Consider the following 18,357-nt stretch of genomic DNA (forward strand, 5'->3'; position numbering starts at 1 on the left):
TCCGGGGCGGACCCCGGAGCCGGAAAAGGTCAGGGGGGTGTCTCCGCCGGGACGCGCGCGGCGTCCGCTCCGGCCGGGGCGCCGGCCCGGATACCGGGGTGTGCGCCTGCGCCCCCGGCCGGGGCCAGGAACAGCCGCAGGTCCGCGACCTCCAGGCGCAGGCCGCGCACCGGTAGCCGCAGCATCAGGTTGCGCCAGTCCGCCGGGCGCGTCAGCGCCATGTCCTGCGTCACCTCCAGGAGCGCCACCCCCACCCCCGCCGCAGCCCCGGTCGGCAAGCGGTCGGGGAAATGGTCGTCGGCCTCGCGCCCGGCGTGGCCCGACCGGATGCTGACCCCGAGCGGCCCCGGCGGCGTGCCGCGCAGCACCGCCACCAGTCCCAGCACCGTGCCGGGCGCCAGCGGTGTGGGGCCGAGGGCGAGGTTCAGCGACAGCCAGCGGCCGGGCTGGTCCACCCGCAGATTCAGCGTCAGCAGCCCGTCGGGGCCGGTGGTATCCTCGACCGCGATCCGGCCCTGGGCGGTGTCAGCGGCGATCCACGCTCCGGGCACAATGGGGTGGCTCGGCACGACCGGCCCGCCGCGTGCGCGCCAGCGCAGCCGGTGCAGCACATTCTCAAGGGCCAGATCGGGCCCCGCCACCACTGGTCCGGCCTCGGAGCGATCCGGCGCCGCGCGGTCCTTCGGGGCAGGGGGAGGCGGCTGCATGCAGAAGACGTCCTGTGTGTGGGGCGGCATCACGCGGTCGGGATCATTGGTTAACAAAGACGCGCATGATTGCAACCGCAGACAGGCCGGCGCTGGGGCGCGGGGGGGGAACTGTGTCTGTCCCGGTCGGCTGGCCGCCTGATTTCTGGTCGCCATTTCCGATCGCCGGGCGCGCTGGCGCCCGATCGTCGGTGGACCGTCACCACGCTGGCCCGCGGGTGCGGGCTCCTGCGTTCAGAAGTCACGCCCGCTCATCTCCACCACTGGCCGTTGCGGCGCGAGGCGGATCGCCATATCCGAAAACGAGCTCCAAGTGCTGCCCAGGAACCGTTCCGCCCGGCCCAGCAGCAGCATGTCGGCCAGCGCGTCGCGCAGCTGGTCCGCCGAGCGATCGAAGCGGGTGCGCGGCAGGAAGCGCAGCCGCGCGCCGTAGCGGTCGCGAAAGGCCGCATAGGTCTCTGGCAGGTCGGCGGCCAGGAAGATCGTCTCGGCCGCGCCCGCTGCCACCAGCGTGTCGAGGCGGGCCATGAAGTGGCGCGCGTGGCTGCGCGCGCGCCAGGCGGCGATCTCGGCGTGGCCCTGCGCGCTCCAGCCGGCGGGCGATTCATGGGGCAGATGCTCGTACCCCGGCCCGCTGGCCATGCGCACATGCGCGGACACCTGGGCGGGGACGGGCACCGCGCGCATGCGCGCACGCACCGCGTCCACGGGGACCAGCGCGTGCAGAAAGGCGCGCTCGGCCGGCCAGTCGCGGTGCGCCGAGACCAGCGGATAGGCCGAGCGGACATAGACATCCTGCGGCCCCGCCCCCGGCCCGGCGCAGGCCAGGATCGGAGCATCCCTCTGGGCGCCGGGCTCCACCTCCATATAGTTGTAAAGCCGCCCGCCGGTCAGCGCGAACAGCCGGGCGAAAGCGGTCCCGATCACCGCCCCGTCATGGCGGAACAGATCGCCGAACCGCGCCTGGCAATGGACATCGGGTTCCCAGACGATGACCAGCTCGTGGCCCGTGCGCGCCGCGATGGCCGCCGCCGAGGCGATGGCGCGCAGCCGGTTGCCCAGCCCGTGGCGCGCATCGATGAAGAACCGCGGCCGCGCCACATGGTGGGCCGGCGCGTCCGTGATCGGGCGGCTGTTCGGGGGCGCGGCAATAGACATGGGAATATCGGGTCCGGGGATGGGGGGGTGGGGCGGGGGCGCGGGTGCCGCCGCGCACATGCGCAAACCATGCGCGAAGCCTTCGGGCAACTCAAGCGGCCGGGGGATGCGTGGTTGCCAAGCCGGCGCCGGCTGCCTTATCGAGGCGCAGGGTACCCGACGGGGCCGCATCGGACAGGTGGGCGGGCAATGGCAAGAACGGCACTGATCACCGGGGTGACCGGACAGGACGGCTCCTATCTGGCGGAACTGCTGCTGGAAAAGGGCTATGAGGTGCATGGCATCAAGCGCCGCGCCTCGCTGTTCAACACCCAGCGGGTGGATCACATCTACGAGGACCCCCACCACGCGCAGCGCCAGTTCAAGCTGCATTACGGCGATCTGACCGACAGCTCCAACCTGACGCGCATCCTGTCCGAGGTACAGCCCGACGAGGTCTACAACCTCGGCGCGCAATCCCACGTCGCCGTCAGCTTCGAGGCCCCCGAATACACCGCCGACGTGGACGCCATGGGCACGCTGCGCCTGCTGGAGGCGATCCGGTTCCTCGGCCTGGAGGGCAAGACCCGCTTCTACCAGGCCTCCACCTCGGAACTCTATGGCCTGGTGCAGGAAACCCCCCAGCGCGAGACCACGCCGTTCCACCCGCGCAGCCCCTATGCCGTGGCCAAGCTCTATGCCTACTGGATCTGTGTGAACTACCGCGAGGCCTACGGGGTCTATGCCTGCAACGGGATCCTCTTCAACCACGAGAGCCCGCGCCGGGGCGAGACGTTTGTCACCCGCAAGATCACCCGCGGGCTCGCGAACATCGCGCAGGGCCTCGAGCAGTGCCTGTACATGGGCAACATCGACAGCTTGCGCGACTGGGGCCACGCCAAGGACTATGTGCGCATGCAGTGGATGATGCTGCAGCAGGACACGCCCGAGGATTATGTCATCGCCACCGGCGTGCAGCATTCGGTGCGCGACTTCATCACCTGGAGCGCCGCGGAGCTGGGCCTGACGCTGGAGTTCCGCGGCACCGGCGTGGACGAGGTCGCGGTGGTGGCCGAGGTCACCGGCACCGACGCCCCGGCCCTGTCCCCTGGCGATGTGGTGATGCGCATCGACCCGCGCTATTTCCGCCCCGCCGAGGTCGACACCCTGCTGGGCGACCCCACCAAGGCCCGCGAACGCCTAGGCTGGGAGCCCGAGATCACCGCGCGCGAGATGTGCGCCGAAATGGTGGCAGAGGACCTCAAGACCGCGCGCCGCCACGCCCTTCTGAAGACCCACGGCCTGGCGCTGCCGGTCGCGACGGAGAACTGAGGCGATGCGGATCCACCTCGCAGGGCACCGCGGCATGGTGGGGGGCGCGATCCTGCGCCGGCTGCAGGCGCGGCGCGCGGCGGGCGCGGATCTGGAGATCCTCACCCGCAGCCATGCCGAGCTGGACCTGACCGACCAGGGGGCGGTGCGCGCCTTCATGGCCGCGCAGCGCCCCGATGTGGTGATCCTGGCCGCCGCCAAGGTGGGCGGCATCCACGCCAACGACACCTATCCGGCCGAGTTCATCCGCGACAACCTGATGATCGCGGCCAATGTCATCCACGAGGCCTGGGCGGCCAGCGTGCCGCGCCTGCTGCAGCTGGGATCGTCGTGCATCTATCCGCGCGCAGCCCCCCAGCCCATGGCCGAGGATGCGCTGCTGACCGGCCCGCTGGAGCCCACCAACGAGCCCTACGCCATCGCCAAGATCGCCGCGATCAAGCTATGCGAGAGCTACAACCGGCAGTACGGGACCGATTACCGCTCGGTGATGCCCACCAACCTCTATGGCCCCGGCGACAACTTCCACCCCGAGAACTCCCACGTCCTGCCCGCCCTGATCCGCCGCTTCCACGAGGCCACGCAGGCGGGCGCCGAGGAGGTGGTGATCTGGGGCACGGGCACGCCGCGGCGCGAGTTCCTGCACGTCGACGACATGGCCGAGGCGTCGCTCTTTGTCCTCGACCTCTCGCGTGCCGCGTATGAGGCCAACACCCAGCCCATGCTGTCGCACATCAACGTCGGCACCGGCACGGACGTCAGCATCGCCGAGGTGGCGCAGATGGTGGCCGAGGTCACGGGGTTCCGCGGCCGGCTGGAGTTCGACACCACCAAGCCCGACGGCGCCCCGCGCAAGCTGATGGATGTGGACCGGCTGGCGGCGATGGGCTGGCGCGCGCGCATCGGCCTGCGCGAGGGGCTGGCCGACGCCTATCGCTGGTATCTGGAAAACGCCGCCACCGCGCGCACATGAAGGCCCGCCCATGACCGCACCCGACGCCGCCCCCGATCCTGTCGTCACCCCCAACACATGGGAATTCCTGCGCGATGCGCAGATCGCGCCGTCGGGGTTTCGCGAATACGACGCACGCTGGAAATACCCCGAGGCGATCAACCTGCCGGGCATGACCGCGCTGGGGCTCGGGCTGGGCACGCAGATGCAGGCGCGCGGCATCCGCCCCGACATCGTGGTGGCCAATGATTACCGGGACTATTCGCTGGCCATCAAGCACGCGCTGGTGATCGGGCTGATGCAGGCCGGCATCCGGGTCCACGACATCGGGCCTGCGCTGTCGCCCATGGCCTATTTCGCGCAGTTCCATCTGGACGTGCCGGCCGTCGCCATGGTCACCGCCAGCCACAACCCCAACGGCTGGACCGGGGTGAAGATGGGGTTTGACCGCCCCCTCACCCACGGCCCCGAGGAGATGGCGGAGCTGCGCGACATCGTGCTGGGCGGGCACGGCGTCGCGCGTCCGGGCGGGGCCTATGCCACCGTGGCGGGGGTGGAGGACGCATACCTCGACGATCTGGCCGGCGATTTCCGCCTGAGCCGCCCCCTGCGGGTGGTCTGCGCCACCGGCAACGGAACCGCGGGGCGGTTCGCGCCGAAGCTGGTCGCGCGCATCGGGGCCGAGGTGATCGGGCTGCACGAGCGGCTCGATTACACCTTTCCCAACTACAACCCCAACCCCGAGGCGCTGGAGATGCTGCACGACATGGCCGATGCCGTGCGCAGCCACGGCGCGGACCTGGCGCTTGGCTTTGACGGCGACGGCGACCGCTGCGGCGTGGTCGATGACGAGGGCGAAGAGATCTTTGCCGACAAGGTGGGCGTGCTGCTGGCGCGCGACTGGGCGGCGATCCACCCCGGCGCGCGGTTCATCGCGGATGTGAAATCCACCGGGCTATACGCCTCCGATCCCGTGCTGGCCGAACGCGGGGCCACCACCGAATACTGGAAGACTGGGCACAGCCACATGAAGCGCCGCGTGCGCGACACAGGCGCGCTGGCGGGGTTCGAGAAATCGGGGCACTATTTCCTCGCCCCCCCCGTGGGGCGCGGCTACGACTGCGGGATGCGCGTGGCGGTGGAGATCTGCCGGATGATGGACCGCCACGCGGGCGCATCCCTGTCGGACCTGCGCCGGGGCCTGCCGGTGACGTACACCTCGCCCACCATGTCGCCCTTCTGCGCGGACGAGGAGAAATACGCCGTCCTCGAGCGGCTGGTGGACCGGCTGCAGGCGATGGCGGCGGCGGGCGAGGGGCTGGCGGGCCACCCCGTCACCGGCATCGTGACCGTCAACGGCGCGCGGGTGATGCTGGATCACGGCGGCTGGGCGCTGGTGCGGGCATCGTCCAACACCCCCAACCTGGTGGTGGTCTGCGAAAGCCCCGAGGGTACCGACGACCTGCGCGCGATCTTCCAGGCGATGGACGCGGTGATCCGCACCGAGCCCGCGGTGGGCGCCTACGACCAGAGCCTGTGACGCGGGGCCTGCGGCTTCAGACCCCCAGGCGGCCCTCCAGCGCGACCAGCAGTGCCTCGGACAGCGCCGCGGGGGCCGGGCGCGGGCGTCCCAGCCCGCCCTGGAACACCAGGACGAAGAACATCAACCCCACAAGCCGCTCCCCGGCGTCCCCGGCCTGGTCGGCGCCCATGGCGGCCAGCGCCTCGGCGACCGCGTCGGGGGACAGGTCGCTGTGCGCGCGCGTCAGCACCCAGCCCGCGTCATGGCCAAAGGGCGCCAGGCAGCACATGTCCCAGTCCAGAAGCACATCCCCGGCATAGACGTTGCCCGGCTTGGCCAGATCGCCATGGGCCAGTTGCCGTGGCAGCCCGGCGATCGCCGCGGCCACCCGCTCGAGCCGCGCGCGCAGGGCCGCATCGCGGTCCGGTTGACCCGTCGACAGCATCCGCACCAGCCGCCGCCAGGCCTTTGTCAGGCGGTCCTGCCGGCGATAGTCCAGCAGCGCCGCGAGGCCGGCGTCCGACGGATCGGGGCGCAGGCGCAGATCGGCCAGCGCGCAGGCCAGCGCCAGCCGCCGCGTCGGGTCCGCGGGCGCCGCGCGGGACAGGTCCACGAATTCGAACAGGTGCTGGGCGAACTGGCTGCCCTGCGCGACCTCGCACAGCGCCGGTAGATGCGCGATCCGCGCCAGCTCCGGGGCGAACCGGCCATGCACCAGGCCGGTGCGGCGCATGCCGGGGGTGTCCCGGAAGTAGATCTTCTCGAACCGCGCGCCCGATGGCCCGTCCAGGCGGCGGTATCCCAGCAGCGCGCTGCCGCTGGTGCCGCTGCCGGCAAAGCTGCGGTGCGTCACCGGGTTGGGCCGCAGCCGCAGGCCCGGGTCGCAGGCCCGCAGCAGCGCCTCGTAGTCGTCATGCCGTTCGGCCAGCACGAGATAGAGGCTCTGCAGCCGCAGCGTCAGCGCCGTGGCCTGCTGCGGCACCACATCGGCCAGCGCATGGTAAGCCCGCAGCGACGGGCCATGGCCGAGGCGCTCCAGCGCGGCGCCGATCCGCGGCCAGTCCGGCGTGCCGGAGCGGCGGTGCAGCCGCAGCAACCCCTCGATCACCCGGGGCGAGAAGGTCGCGGCCGGGTCAGGCGCAGGCTCGGACAGGTATGCGGGAGCCGCAGGGCCGGGCAGGGGGGTGTCGGGCTCGTCGGGCAGGGTGCCGTCGAAGCGCACGCCGAACCGCGTGTCCAGGGCGGCGTTGACCCCTGCAAAGCGCGCCAGCAGGTCGCGGCGCAGCCGACCGCCCAGGGCGGTGCGCCGCGCGGTGGGGCCGAGCGCGCGCTCGATCTCGTGCCAGTCGCCGGCCTCGCCCCGGCGGTTGAGGTCGGCCAGCACCGACGCACAGGCCATGCTGGGGCTGACGTTCTCGCGCCGGTCATCCTGAGGGGACAGCGGCAGACCGGTGGCGGCGGCAAAGCCCGCCACCAGCCCCGCGCCGCGCACCAGATCGTCGTAGCTCAGCGCCCGCACGGTGCCGATGCCCTGCCAGAAGGTCAGCATGCGCAGATAGTCGAGCCGCAACAGCACGCGTGGCCGGGCCACGAAGGCCTCGATCTGCGCCTTCTCGTGCCCCTCGCGGCAGTACTGGTTCCACAGCGCCTCGGCCAGCCGGTCCTGGCGGCGCAACACGCACACCACGGTGATGTCGAAATCCCCGGCAAACCGCGCCATGGCGCCGAAGTCGCCGTGCCGCGGGCCCGACAGCCCCTCCTCGCTGAGGACAAGGGTGTGGGCCCCGGAGCGGTCGAATTCCCCGGTGATCAGCGCGTGTTCGCGCGCAAAGGCGTCCGGGCCGTCCACCAGCGCCTCGAACAGGCTGGAGTGCTTGGGCAGATGCGGCACCGAGGACCGGGTGGTGTCGGGATAGCAGATCCCGGCCGCCGCCAGCGCAGGGCGCTGCGCGGCCATCAGCGCCTGCAGCGTGGTGGTGCCGGTCTTGTGGGTGCCGATGTGCAGGATCAGCCGGGGCTTCATGGCGCCTCCGCGCTGGCGAACAGCCGCGCCCACCATGCCGGCGTGCGGTAGGGGGCGATGCCCCCGGCCCAGGCGGCGTTCGCAGCCGCGCGCTGGCGGGCGTAGCGTCGGACCACCGCAACGGTGCGCCTCATCAGCCCCCACATCCGGCCGCGACGGGGCACCAGCCGCAGATGGAAGCTGCGCGCATCGTTGGTCAGCACATAGGCCCGTCCGGCGGTGTTGGCGGGGTGCGCGTCGACGTCCAGCAGCACCACCGCCCCCCCGCGCCGCAGCGGCCCCAGCCCCGTGCGCACAAGCGACCACGCCTGCTGCGCGATCAGCCCGGCCATGGTGGTGCTGCGGGGCCGGGCGGGCGCCAGCGGGGCCGCCGCCCAGGCACTGTCCTCCAGCCGCTCGGGCGCGTGGTGGCGGTTGATCGCCATGACCTCGGCGTGCAGCGCCTCCGGGTCGCGGGCGAATAGCGCCCCTGGGCCGGTAAGGAAATCCTCCACCGCGCGCAGGCGCAGCTCGGCGGTGGCATGGGCGTGGGTCAGGATCGCGGTGGTGATCAGCCCCGCGACATGTGCCAGCGACAGCTGGCGCACCCGCCCGGGGTGGGTTGCGGCAAAGATCAGCCGGTTGCGCAGGTCGTAATAGCTCTGCCAGCCCTGCGGCTTGGCGTAGAACGGCTCGTGCCACACCGCGATGCCGGGCAGGGTGACGGTGGGCACGCCCGCGCCCGCCAGCCGCTGGCCGTATTCGAAATCATCGCCCCGGATGAACACCGGCGCCGGCAGGCCGATCCCCCGGCACGCGGCCTGCGGCAGGATGCAGAACCACCAGGCGTTGTAGTCGGTCGCCACCGGCGCATCGAAGCACGACAGCTGCGCAGGATCGGCCAGGTCGGCGTCGCGGGCATGGGGCGCGATGGTGTTGTCGGGGCGCAGAAAGGCGCCGGCCTCGTACATCACCGTCGGGCGCAGCGCATCCAGCATCCCCGCCCCCAGCGCGATGCGATCCCCGGCATGATCCAGAAACCGCAGCGCGCGGGGGATCATCCGTGGGTCCAGCACGATGTCATCGTCCATCATCAGGTGGTGGGTGGCGGGATCGGGATCGGCCAGCGCGGCCGCCAGCCCCCGGGTGAAGCCGCCGCACCCCCCGAGGTTGCGCTGGCGCACTGCGCGGATCTTCGGGTGCGCCAGCAGCGTGCGGATCTCCGGATCGGCGAAGGGGACGCCCTGGTTGACCAGATGCACCGCGCGGATTGCATCGCAGTCCCCGGCCAGCCGGACGAGGCCGGCCAGGGTGCGCGCAAGGCGGGCCTCCTGGTTGAAGGTGCACAGCCCCACCGACAGCGTGGCCCGGTGGCGCGGCGCCGTGGGCGAGACGATGTCGAGGCCGTGGAGTTGCGAGGGGCGCGTGGCCTCGACCTCCACCGTCAGGCGGCTGGGCGGGGGGGCGCCCCCGAGGCCGGGGTCGCGGGTGGCCGGCGTGCAGGGGACCACGAACCGCCCCCCCGCGGGATCGTCCAGCGGTACTGTCGCCAGCAACCGTACGCCATCGGGGCCGTGTTCGAACACCCGCGCCTCGCCCTGGCCGCGGAAATGGGCGATCACCGCGACCTCGCGCACCGGGGTGTGGGCGCGCCAAACCGCCATGTGGAAGCTGCCGAAGAAGGTGTCGGTTGACAGCACCTGCCCGGGCCGCAGCATCAGCCCCAGCGGCCCATCGCAGCCCCGCCGCAGCGCGCAGTCCCGCGCCCCGTCTGTCAGGCGCAGATACAGCGCCTCCGGCAGGCCCGGGGCGGGCATCAGCGTGGATTGCAGCACATGCATCGCGGCACCTCATGCGTGACGCCTTCTCCGGGCCCCCGCGCCGGGATGTTAGCACCGGCCGAAGCGCTCCGGCGCGCACGCGGAATTGGGTATCTCCCCGCCTGGGGGCGCGCAACAGGGTAACGGGCGCGCGGCTAGACCCCATGATCGCGGTGCAATACCCATGGCCTTAACTTTTTGCCGTTCTGGCGTAGTCTCGGGTAGTGATTGATCGGACGGTGTCGATGTCGTTTGCGAAGAAACTCCAGGCGTCGCAGCATCGCGTGATGATCTCATCCTAGACCCCATGATCGCGGCGTGAGCTGACTGGGCCGGTGGCCTCTCCCGCGGCATTCTCCTTCGTTCGCCCTGAACAAAGCGCATGTTGTTGATTCTATGGGGTGAAGGACAGTTCAGCTTGGCTTGGGGTTGCAGGGTTTTGTAGGATTTCGGGCGAAACCCTGCGATTTCGGACGGTGCGATGAAGGCCAGACCCCGAGGTCCTGAACAGGACGATCTGCTGCGCCCGCGGCTCACCGACATGATCGACATGCGCCACGAGCTGGTGAAGCTCGCCGCGCTGATCGACTGGGAGTGCTTCGACCGCGAGTGGGCCGGTCTCTTCCCCTCCGACAAGGGCCGGCCGGCGACGCCCTCCCGGCTGGTGGCCGGGCTTCTCTACCTGCAGCACGCTTTCAAGCTCTCGGACGACGCGGTCGTCGCATGCTGGGTGGAGAACCCCTACTACCAGCACTTCACCGGCGAGACGTTCTTCCAGCATCGCCCGCCCATCGACCCGTCCTCGCTGAGCCGGTGGCGCGGGCGGATCGGGGAGGAGGGCGTCGAGTGGATGCTGACGAAGACCATCGAGGCCGGGCTGGCCTCCGGCGCTGTCCAGGAAAAGAGCCTGGAGCGGGTCGCCGTCGATACCACGGTCATGGAGAAGAACATCGCCCATCCCACCGACGCGCGGCTCTACGAGCGCGCTCGGACCAAGCTCGTGGCGCTGGCCCGCGAGGCGGGGGTGCCGCTGCGCCAGAGCTACGCACGGCTCGCCCCCCGGCTGGCGATGCAGGCGGGGCGCTACGCCCATGCCCGGCAATTCCGGCGCATGCGCAAGGCCTTGCGCCGCCTCAAGGGCTATGTCGGCCGCGTCCGGCGCAATATCCAAGCCTGGCTCGCCAGCATCCCCGCCGGCCCCCTGCGCGAGCGCATCCTCGACGCGCTGGCGCTCACCGGCCGGCTGCTCTTCCAGCGCCCGAAGGACCCGGGCAAGCTCTACGCGCTCCACGAGCCCGATGTGGACTGCATCTCCAAGGGCAAGGCGCGCCAGCGCTACGAGTTCGGAACCAAGGTCAGCCTCGCCGCCACCCTCGACGGCGGCTTCATCCTCGGCGCGCGTTCAATGCCCGGAAACCCCTACGACGGCCACACCCTGGCCGAGGCGCTGGAGCAGGTGGAGATCCTCACCGGCCGCCGCCCGAGCCTCGCCGTGGTCGACCGCGGCTATCGCGGCCACGGCGTCGAGACCACCCGCGTGCTGATCAGCGGAACCCGACGCGGCATCACGCCTGCTCTGGCCAAACTCCTGCGCCGACGAAGCGCCATCAAGCCCGAGATCGAACACATGAAAACCGATGGCCGTCTCGCCCGCTGCCCGCTCAAGGGCACTACCGGCGATGCCGTCTTCGCCGTCCTCTGCGCTTGCGGCCACAACCTCCGCAAGATCCTCGCCCACCTCAGGGCGCTTTTGGCTCTGCTAGTGGCCGCTCTGCTCACCGCCCTCGGCCGCCCCGGACCAAGCCACAGCGCCCTCGCCGCCGCCTGATCGAGTTGTTCAGGGTGAACTCCTTCGAGGGTTGTGCCAGACGGGCTGGCGCCGAGCCTCATGAATGGGGGAGAGACCGGATGCAGGGTAGCACGTTCATCGGCATGGATGTCCACAAGGCGACGATCTCGGTTGCGGTTGCGCGCGGCGAGCGCGGCAGTGAGGTCCGACACTGGGGGACGGTGCCGCACCGCCCCGATCATGTCCGCAAGCTGGTGGAGCAACTGGCCGCAGGCGGCGGGCGGCTTCATTTCTGCTACGAGGCGGGGCCATGCGGGTATGGGCTGCACCGCCAGCTTGTCGAGATGGGGCATGACTGCATCGTCGTGGCACCCTCGCTCATCCCGGTGAAGGCGTGCGACCGGGTGAAGACGGATCGTCGCGATGCGGTGATGCTGGCGAAGCTGCACCGGGCGGGCGAGCTGACCGCGGTCTGGGTGCCGGACGCCGCACATGAGGCGATGCGCGATCTGGTCCGGGCGCGGGCGACCGCGGTGCGGGTTCTGGGCAAGTCGCGGCAGCACCTGCAGGGGTTTCTGCTGCGCTACGGCCGCGTCTATCCCGGCAAGAAGGGCTGGACGGTTGCCTACCGGCGCTGGCTGACGACGGTGCGTGTGTGGATGCCCCCTGTTTGGCAAGCGAAATCATCGTCTTTCGGCGGGGTCTTCGATCGGACGTGTGTCAGGCCTCTGAGCGTGGCCTTGGATGACGCCACGGGCCGGTATGCTGTTCGGAAGGCCGGGCTCACATCGGTTCAGAGAGTTGCAAGCGCTCGAGCCCCGGGACTGAATCTCCCGCCTTGAACTTCGAAGTCGGTGTCGCCCACTCCTCGTCGATCGCTCACCCCGGCCTTGCGGCCATGCCGTGCCGCAGCCCTTCCCGGGCTTGGGTCACGCCATCCGGGAATTCTCCTGTTTCGTCGTCATTGCCCAGATCATTCGGGCGATCTTGTTGGCCAGCGCCACGGCCGCGACCATCTTCGGTTTGCGCGCCACCACAGCGGCGAGCCAGCGGTTCGCGCTGCCACCCTTGCGGACCCACCCAGCGGATCACGCTCATGGCGCGGGACGCGCGCCTTTGGCGCGACGCGCCCACGATCAGCAGGCGGCGGATGTCGGTCTGGCCATCTCGGCTTGACCGAGCCCAACCTGGTCTTGCCGCCAGTGGACCTCTGGCGGGGCACCAGGCCAAGCCATGCGGCGAAGTTGCGCTTGCTGTCGAACGTATCGAGGTCCGGTGCGAACGCCGCGACGGCCCCGGCGGTGACAGGGCCGATCCCGGGGATCGTGCAGAGCCGACGGAGCTGCACATCGGCCCTCGAGGCCGCCTCCAGCTCGGCCGCCAGCCGGTCGATCACCTCTGTCAGCCTTGCGATCTGCTCCACGTAGATCGTGCCCATCCACCGCATCAGTTCAAGCCTGAACCAGACGGTCGCCGCGTTGCGGTTCCTTTACGGCGTCACGCTCGGGATGGCGGAAATCCTCGAGCGGAGCGCCTACGCCCGCGAGCCGCACCGGCTGCCGGTGGTGCTGAGCGCGGACGAGGTGGTGCGGTTTCTCGAGGCGGTGCCGAGCCTGAAGGCGCGCGCTGCGCTGACGACTACCTACGCCGCCGGGATGCGCGTGTCGGAGGCAACCGGCCTCAGGGTGATGCGGCTGTCGCGACCGCAGGTGTGGATCCAGAACTCAAGAGAATGCACCCCACCCCCCGGCGCTGTCCGACCTCCCCCGCACGGCTCTCGGAAAAAAGTCGCGCTGCGGAATCCCCACGTCGACCTTGAGCGCTGCCTCCAAGATCCCAAGCTGCGCCGCAACGTAATCGGCCAACGCTTTACCGCCGTCCCTGTGCAGCCGATCGATGCCCTCGACGGCGATCCCTCGCAGAAGCTTCAGCCATCGCTCCGACAGACGTGGCCTGGAAAACCCCAGGTCCCCCATCAAGGCCAGCATTGCGGCCTGATCAACGTCTTCGATGTAGTCATGTCCCCCCACGCGAAAGGCGAACTCGTGGGTTACGCGCCGATCCATCACGACGGGCACCACGTCGTAGAGCGGTGCGAGGACGCCGCGCGGCAATGTGTAGAGGATCGAGCTGTTCTTCCCGTGGTTGTCGGTATTGCCAACAGCAAGGTTGAAAAGGCTTTGCTTCAGGAAGGAGATACGAAACTGCGCCGGCTGCGCAGTTTCACCGGCCATTCTACCCACCGCAGCAGCCGAGAACCGGCGGTCGGCCTCCACACCGTCGCGCTCGTACTTCAGCTGTCGTGGGAGGCCGAGCGCCTGGCAGAAATCTTCGACATGGACGCGGTGGACGAGGTCGCCATCAAGGATACGATCGAAGCGCGTCGACAGGAGCGCCTCTATCCGCTGCCCCGGCTGGGCTTGCGGAAACTGGAGACGGGTCGTCTGCGCAACATCGAGGTCGAGATGCCGGGCCAGGTCGAGCAAAGCCGCCTCGTGGCGCGTCAGGACGGCATCCTCGCGCGGGGCGACCTTCAGGATGTGGGTCGTCGGTGCCCCGCTGCCTGGCTTGGGAAGGTGGAATGCCCCGTCGTGGTGCAGAAGGGCAAGCTTCGGCTGGACGCCCGCCACCGGCGAGGGATCGCGCGCCCCGTCAGGCAGCCGCCCGGTGTGGTGCAGCGAGGCCACAATCCTGGCCAGCTGCGGCTGTCCGATCTCTTCGTAATCCTGCGGGAAAACCCCGGGGCGCTTGCCTGGCCCGGCACCTTGCGGTGTGACCGAGATCGCGCCGGGACAGTCGGCCCCGAGATGGTAGAGGAGACCTCCATGATCATCGCGGTCGATTCCGTGTCTCGCACGAACCCGTTCGAGCTCCTGCCCCTCGAACAGCAGGTTGCCGAAATAGGCGATACAGGCGTCGTCCGTGTAGGGCGCGTCGCGCACCGGAAGAGACATGCTGATCCGGCCGCGATCAGGGTCCGCGAAGGCTTGCGGCCCGTAGGAGAAGGTCAGGGACTTGTCATCGTGGCGCTCCAGCACTCCTATCGGCGCCTCGAAGCCTTCCAGCCAAACATCCAGGATCATGACCTTGGGACCGCCACGAGGTCCACGCCGACCGCTTCGAGCAGGCGGATATAGGTTTCAACTGTCGCTGGCCTCTCCCCTCGCTCGATACGCGAGATGTTGGGCTGGCTCACGCCGGTGAGCTCGGCGAGCTCCTCCTGCCCGATCTTCTGGCTGCGCCGCGCGTCACGCACCGCCGCGCCAAGATCCTTGGCGCTGACGACCCGTCGATGGCCCTTGGTACCGACTGCAGCCATGATCTGGATCCAGCTTATGCTTCAAAGGGCATATATCAGGACTGTGATCCCGATGAAAGCTATTTATATCTCTAAGGGCATACTTCACGCCATGAATGGTCGAACTGAAATGAATATGCCTCGCAAGATATATCCTTGCTCGGCCGAAGCCTGGCACGCAACCCGGACATGCCGGCCAGGATCGCACCAGCCAACAGGAGACCCACTGCAAGATGCTCTCACACCCTCTCTTGACGTCACGGGCTGGCTGCTGGCTTCCACAGAATTCGCGCTTCTTATTCTCTGGGTGCCGACCGGCCGTTGTTAGCGTCCGAGGAGCTGGTGTAATTTCATCGCCGCCGGCGGTGTGATCCCGGGTGGCCATCGAGGTGTATGGTCGAGGTGGAGTTTCGACGCTTCAACCACGGACCCTACGGAGACCCCGATGACCAAGACCAACATGGACCTGTCCGAGCTTCTGGCCAAGCATGACCAGGGCGACTTCCTGCGCTCCATCGCCGAAGCGGTGTTGCAGCTGATCATGGAGGCCGATGTCGAAGGCCTGATCGGCGCCGGCCGGCATGAGCGCAGCGGCGAGCGCACGACCTGGCGCAACGGGTATCGGGACCGCGCTCTCGATACCCGTTTGGGCACGCTGAACCTGCGGGTGCCGAAGCTCAGGCAGGGCAGCTATTTCCCGGGCTTCCTGGAGGCAAGGAAAACCTCGGAGTAGGCGCTGGTGGCGGTGATCCAGGAGGCTTGGATCGGCGGCGTCTCTACCCGCCGCGTCGATGAATTGGTGCAGGCGATGGGGCTGCGCGGCATCTCGAAGAGCACGGTCTCGAAGCTGTGCAAGGACATCGACGAGCGGGTGGGTGAGTTCCTGAACCGCCCGCTGACCGGCGAATGGCCCTATGTCTGGCTCGACGCCACCTACCTCAAGGTGCGCCAGGGCGGCAGGATCGTGCCGGTCGCGGCAATAATCGCCGTGGCTGCGAACACCGAGGGCCGCAGGGAAATCATCGGCCTGGGCATCGGCCCGTCCGAGGCCGAGACCTTCTGGACCGAGTTCCTGCGGTCCCTGCGCGCGCGGGGCCTGGCCGGGGTCCGGCTGGTGATCAGCGACGCGCACACCGGCCTCAAGGCCGCCATCGCCCGGGTCTTCGAAGCCACCTGGCAGCGCTGCCGCGTTCACTGGATGCCCAACGCGCTGGCCCATGTCTCGCGCGGCCAGCACACCGTCGTCGCCGCCGCGATCCGGCAGGCCTTCGACCAGCCCGACCGCGCCCACGCCGGCGAGACCTGGCGCAAGGTCTCCGACCAGCTGCGTTCCCGCTGGCCGAAGCTCGCTGACCTGATGGACGCCAGCGAGCACGACGTGCTCGCCTACATGTCCTTTCCGCGCCAGCATCGCACCAAGCTGCACTCCACGAATCCGATCGAGCGGCTGAACAAGGAGGTGAAACGGCGCGCCGATGTCGTCGGGATCTTCCCGAACGAGGCCTCCATCCTGCGCCTCATCGGCGCGGTGCTGTTCGAGCAGAATGACGAATGGCAGACCTCGAGCCGCTACATGATGGTCAACGCCTTCGCCCGCATCGATACCGAGGAGATCGACCCCATTCTCAGCATAACCACGAAGGCCGCCTGATCATGCCCTCAGGCCATCCGGGAAATTACACCAGCTTGACGGACGTGACCCCGCAGAGCCGCACTGGGCAAAAATAGCTTGATCCGGCAACCTCGTCAGGCGACCGTATTGGTCTGTCTTAGCGTACTTGGGGACCATCGGTGCTGGTGCGTCGGTAGCGCAAGGCTACTATGGTGGACGGAGGAACATCGCGATGCGCAGACGAGGATCACTGATACCTTTCGGAGCGGCCGTCGGGATAGTTGCCATGATCTCTGCGGCGCCAGCCCAAGCGCAGCACGACCCCGACCCACCCCGGCCCGGGTTCCAGCCGTTAAATGTGTCGCTCGAAGGTGGAGGCCTGAATTTCGGCGTAAACCTCAACGATCTCTTCAATACAAGCGCTACGCTATGGGGTGGATCGATCGAGCTTGACGTCTACCTGGGGAGGCTCGATGGGCTACAGCCGGGTGATGACATTCGGCTGAGCACGCGGTATTTCATGGATTTGACTTGGACAGCGCCGGAAACAGAGTGGTGGCTGACGGGGTCGAGTACGCTGCGAATTGATTTCGACGAGCCCGAGGATTCTTTCCTCCGATTCCGGGTCAATCCACAGAACCGGGGATTTCTGGACATCTTCGGACTCGAGACCCGGTTTTTTTTCAGGGGCGGAAGAGCGGAGGGCGAGCTTGATTTTGGTGCTCCAGGCGTAGGCGCGTTCGGAACAGCAACGTTTGTGCTTGGCTTTGGCGGCGATTGTCGCGATTCGGTTTTGCCCGGCGCCTACAGCTGCGACTTTGACACTGCCGAAATGACAGTCGCCTATCGCGTGACCCCCGTGCCTCTGCCAAGCGCGGCCTGGTTTCTGTTGGCCGGCCTGGGAAGCCTCGCAGGGTTGAGAGCGGCGCGCCGCAACGGTCAATCTGGCAAAGGTGTCAACGCCAGAGCAGCGTAGGCTCAGGATCTATTGACTTGCTTGCGGCTGGCAGGCGCGCATGGGTCATGCTCCTCGATCATCGGGGGACATGATAAGAGATTATTTTCTTCCCATGATCCCCCGATCCCCACCCACGCCTACGGAGAGGTGCGGCGGTCGAGCAACCCGCCATCCAACTCTTCGCTGAACTGGGGTGGGAGACGGCGAACCTGCTGCGGGAGTGGGACAGCGAGAAATCCAACATGCTACGGTCGTGTCGCGAAGGTGGTGGAAATTTGAGGGCGGCGTAATCTCCGGGTGACTTGCAACCACCCAACCGGCGGCTGGAACCGCCAGGGAGATTACGCCATGACCAAGACTACAGCGACCGCCATGCCTGCGCTACTGGGCGATGATGACGCCTTCGACCCGATCGAGGCGCGGCTGCGGCAGAACATCCGCGCGACCATCGAGGCGCTGTTCGAAGAGGAACTGGAAGCGGCCATCGGGCGCTGCCGCTATGGCCGTGGCGCCGGGCGGAAAGGGTATCGCCACGGCCATCGGTCGCGCCAGCTCGTGGGGACCTTCGGCACCGAGACCGTGCAGGTGCCGCGGGCGCACATCCAGGACGCCGACGGGCGCACCACGGAATCGGGCAACCCGAGCCGCGCCCGTGCCCGGCCGCGGTAGAGGAGAAGCGCCGTCTCGTTCTGGCGCGCTCAGTAGCGCAGGGTTGCCGCCATCGAGATGCCATCCGGCAGGCGATCCGGTACGACCACCCATACCCCGCCGCCATTGCGCAGCGTCATCTGCACGGCTCGCTCGATCAGACCGGAAGTTTCGGGTGACCGAGGTGCGCTCGTAGAGTGTGCTGATGAGGTGGAAAAGCATCTGCCCGCCAGCTTCGGCGAAGGGCAGATAGCCGAGTTCGTCGATGATCAGCAGGTCCACGCGGCAGAGCTGGTCGCCGAGGTGGCCGGCCTGGCCCTCACGCCGCTCGGCGTCCAGACGGTTCACGAGATCGACGGCGGTGAAGCAGCGCACGCGCCTGGCGGCGGTGACGGCCTTCTCGCCCGCGCGGATCTCGGCCGCCATCATGGCGACGAGGTCGAGCGAGGACGCTGCGGCTTCGCGGCCCGATCCACCCAGTTCCAGCCGCCTGCGAGACCGCCGGCGCCGTTCGGGACGAAAAACGCTTGTCCAGCGGGCAGCCTCAGGCAATCTTGACATCAGACGGCACGCCACTTGG

Annotated in this window: 12 protein-coding genes and 4 pseudogenes; 8 read left to right on the forward strand and 8 right to left on the reverse strand. The window is 68.8% G+C overall.

What is annotated here, in order from left to right; all coding sequences use genetic code 11:
• Nucleotides 1–29: 29 nt before the first annotated feature.
• Nucleotides 30–707, reverse strand: coding sequence for a hypothetical protein (locus tag CCR87_RS14260; protein WP_201158207.1), 678 nt, complete (start codon nt 705–707; stop codon nt 30–32).
• A 234-nt stretch (nt 708–941) separates the two neighbouring features.
• Entirely contained in the window at nt 942–1,865 is a 924-nt protein-coding gene (locus CCR87_RS14265) for an O-fucosyltransferase family protein (protein ID WP_201158208.1), read from the reverse strand.
• Nucleotides 1,866–2,054: 189 nt separating this feature from the next.
• Between CCR87_RS14265 and gmd the strand changes: the two genes are divergently transcribed.
• Genes gmd through CCR87_RS14280 form a run of 3 tightly spaced genes read left to right on the forward strand, consistent with a single transcriptional unit; the run spans nt 2,055 to nt 5,668 of the window.
• Nucleotides 2,055–3,176: a GDP-mannose 4,6-dehydratase gene (gene gmd / locus CCR87_RS14270; protein WP_201158209.1), complete on the forward strand. Its 1,122-nt coding sequence runs from the start codon at nt 2,055–2,057 to the stop codon at nt 3,174–3,176.
• A gap of 4 nt (nt 3,177–3,180) precedes the next feature.
• Nucleotides 3,181–4,149 (forward strand): GDP-L-fucose synthase, encoded by a 969-nt coding sequence (fcl, locus tag CCR87_RS14275; protein ID WP_201158210.1) that lies wholly within the window; start codon nt 3,181–3,183, stop codon nt 4,147–4,149.
• Between the two features lie 10 nt (nt 4,150–4,159).
• The gene (locus tag CCR87_RS14280; RefSeq protein WP_201158211.1) at nt 4,160–5,668 is read left to right on the forward strand and encodes a phosphomannomutase/phosphoglucomutase; all 1,509 of its coding nucleotides are present in this window, start codon (nt 4,160–4,162) and stop codon (nt 5,666–5,668) included.
• 16 nt (nt 5,669–5,684) lie between these two features.
• On the opposite strand, the gene CCR87_RS14285 is transcribed toward CCR87_RS14280, so the two are convergent.
• Together CCR87_RS14285 and CCR87_RS14290 are read right to left on the reverse strand one after the other, a co-directional pair.
• On the reverse strand, nt 5,685–7,673 hold the full coding sequence (locus tag CCR87_RS14285; RefSeq protein ID WP_201158212.1) for a phosphotransferase: 1,989 nt from the start codon (nt 7,671–7,673) through the stop codon (nt 5,685–5,687).
• The gene (locus CCR87_RS14290; RefSeq protein WP_201158213.1) at nt 7,670–9,493 is read right to left on the reverse strand and encodes a glycosyltransferase family 2 protein; all 1,824 of its coding nucleotides are present in this window, start codon (nt 9,491–9,493) and stop codon (nt 7,670–7,672) included. The genes CCR87_RS14285 and CCR87_RS14290 overlap by 4 nt, the downstream gene beginning before the upstream one ends.
• Nucleotides 9,494–9,953: 460 nt before the next feature.
• Here CCR87_RS14290 and CCR87_RS14295 point away from each other — a divergent pair, with 460 nt between their 5' ends.
• A complete protein-coding gene (locus CCR87_RS14295) occupies nt 9,954–11,300 on the forward strand; it encodes an IS5 family transposase (RefSeq protein WP_201158214.1) in 1,347 nt (448 codons plus the stop codon).
• 80 nt (nt 11,301–11,380) lie between these two features.
• A pseudogene (locus CCR87_RS14300) lies at nt 11,381–11,914 on the forward strand (IS110 family transposase); the annotation flags it as partial.
• A gap of 320 nt (nt 11,915–12,234) precedes the next feature.
• Here CCR87_RS14300 and CCR87_RS17760 read toward each other — a convergent pair.
• The 3 genes from CCR87_RS17760 to CCR87_RS14315 form a co-directional block, all read right to left on the reverse strand.
• Nucleotides 12,235–12,699: a transposase gene (locus CCR87_RS17760; RefSeq protein ID WP_420850180.1), complete on the reverse strand. Its 465-nt coding sequence runs from the start codon at nt 12,697–12,699 to the stop codon at nt 12,235–12,237.
• 286 nt (nt 12,700–12,985) lie between these two features.
• Entirely contained in the window at nt 12,986–14,344 is a 1,359-nt protein-coding gene (locus tag CCR87_RS14310; RefSeq protein ID WP_201158215.1) for a HipA domain-containing protein, read from the reverse strand.
• Nucleotides 14,341–14,580, reverse strand: a complete 240-nt coding sequence (locus CCR87_RS14315) for a helix-turn-helix domain-containing protein (protein ID WP_201158216.1) — start codon at nt 14,578–14,580, stop codon at nt 14,341–14,343. Before CCR87_RS14315 ends, CCR87_RS14310 begins: the two co-directional genes overlap by 4 nt.
• Nucleotides 14,581–15,004: 424 nt before the next feature.
• Between CCR87_RS14315 and CCR87_RS14320 the strand changes: the two are divergent.
• The 3 genes and pseudogenes from CCR87_RS14320 to CCR87_RS14330 all read left to right on the forward strand — a co-directional run.
• Nucleotides 15,005–16,210 (forward strand): annotated as a pseudogene (locus CCR87_RS14320) (IS256 family transposase).
• 247 nt (nt 16,211–16,457) lie between these two features.
• Nucleotides 16,458–17,147 carry a VPLPA-CTERM sorting domain-containing protein gene (locus tag CCR87_RS14325; RefSeq protein ID WP_201158217.1) on the forward strand — a complete coding sequence of 230 codons (690 nt, stop codon included), beginning with the start codon at nt 16,458–16,460 and terminating at the stop codon, nt 17,145–17,147.
• Between the two features lie 330 nt (nt 17,148–17,477).
• A pseudogene (locus tag CCR87_RS14330) lies at nt 17,478–17,795 on the forward strand (transposase); the annotation flags it as partial.
• 159 nt (nt 17,796–17,954) lie between these two features.
• On the opposite strand, the pseudogene CCR87_RS17370 reads toward CCR87_RS14330, so the two are convergent.
• Nucleotides 17,955–18,212, reverse strand: a pseudogene (locus CCR87_RS17370) (ATP-binding protein); the annotation flags it as partial.
• Between the last annotated feature and the right edge of the window lie 145 nt (nt 18,213–18,357).

It is taken from the genome of Rhodobaculum claviforme (genome assembly GCF_016653255.1).
Classification (GTDB): domain Bacteria; phylum Pseudomonadota; class Alphaproteobacteria; order Rhodobacterales; family Rhodobacteraceae; genus Rhodobaculum; species Rhodobaculum claviforme.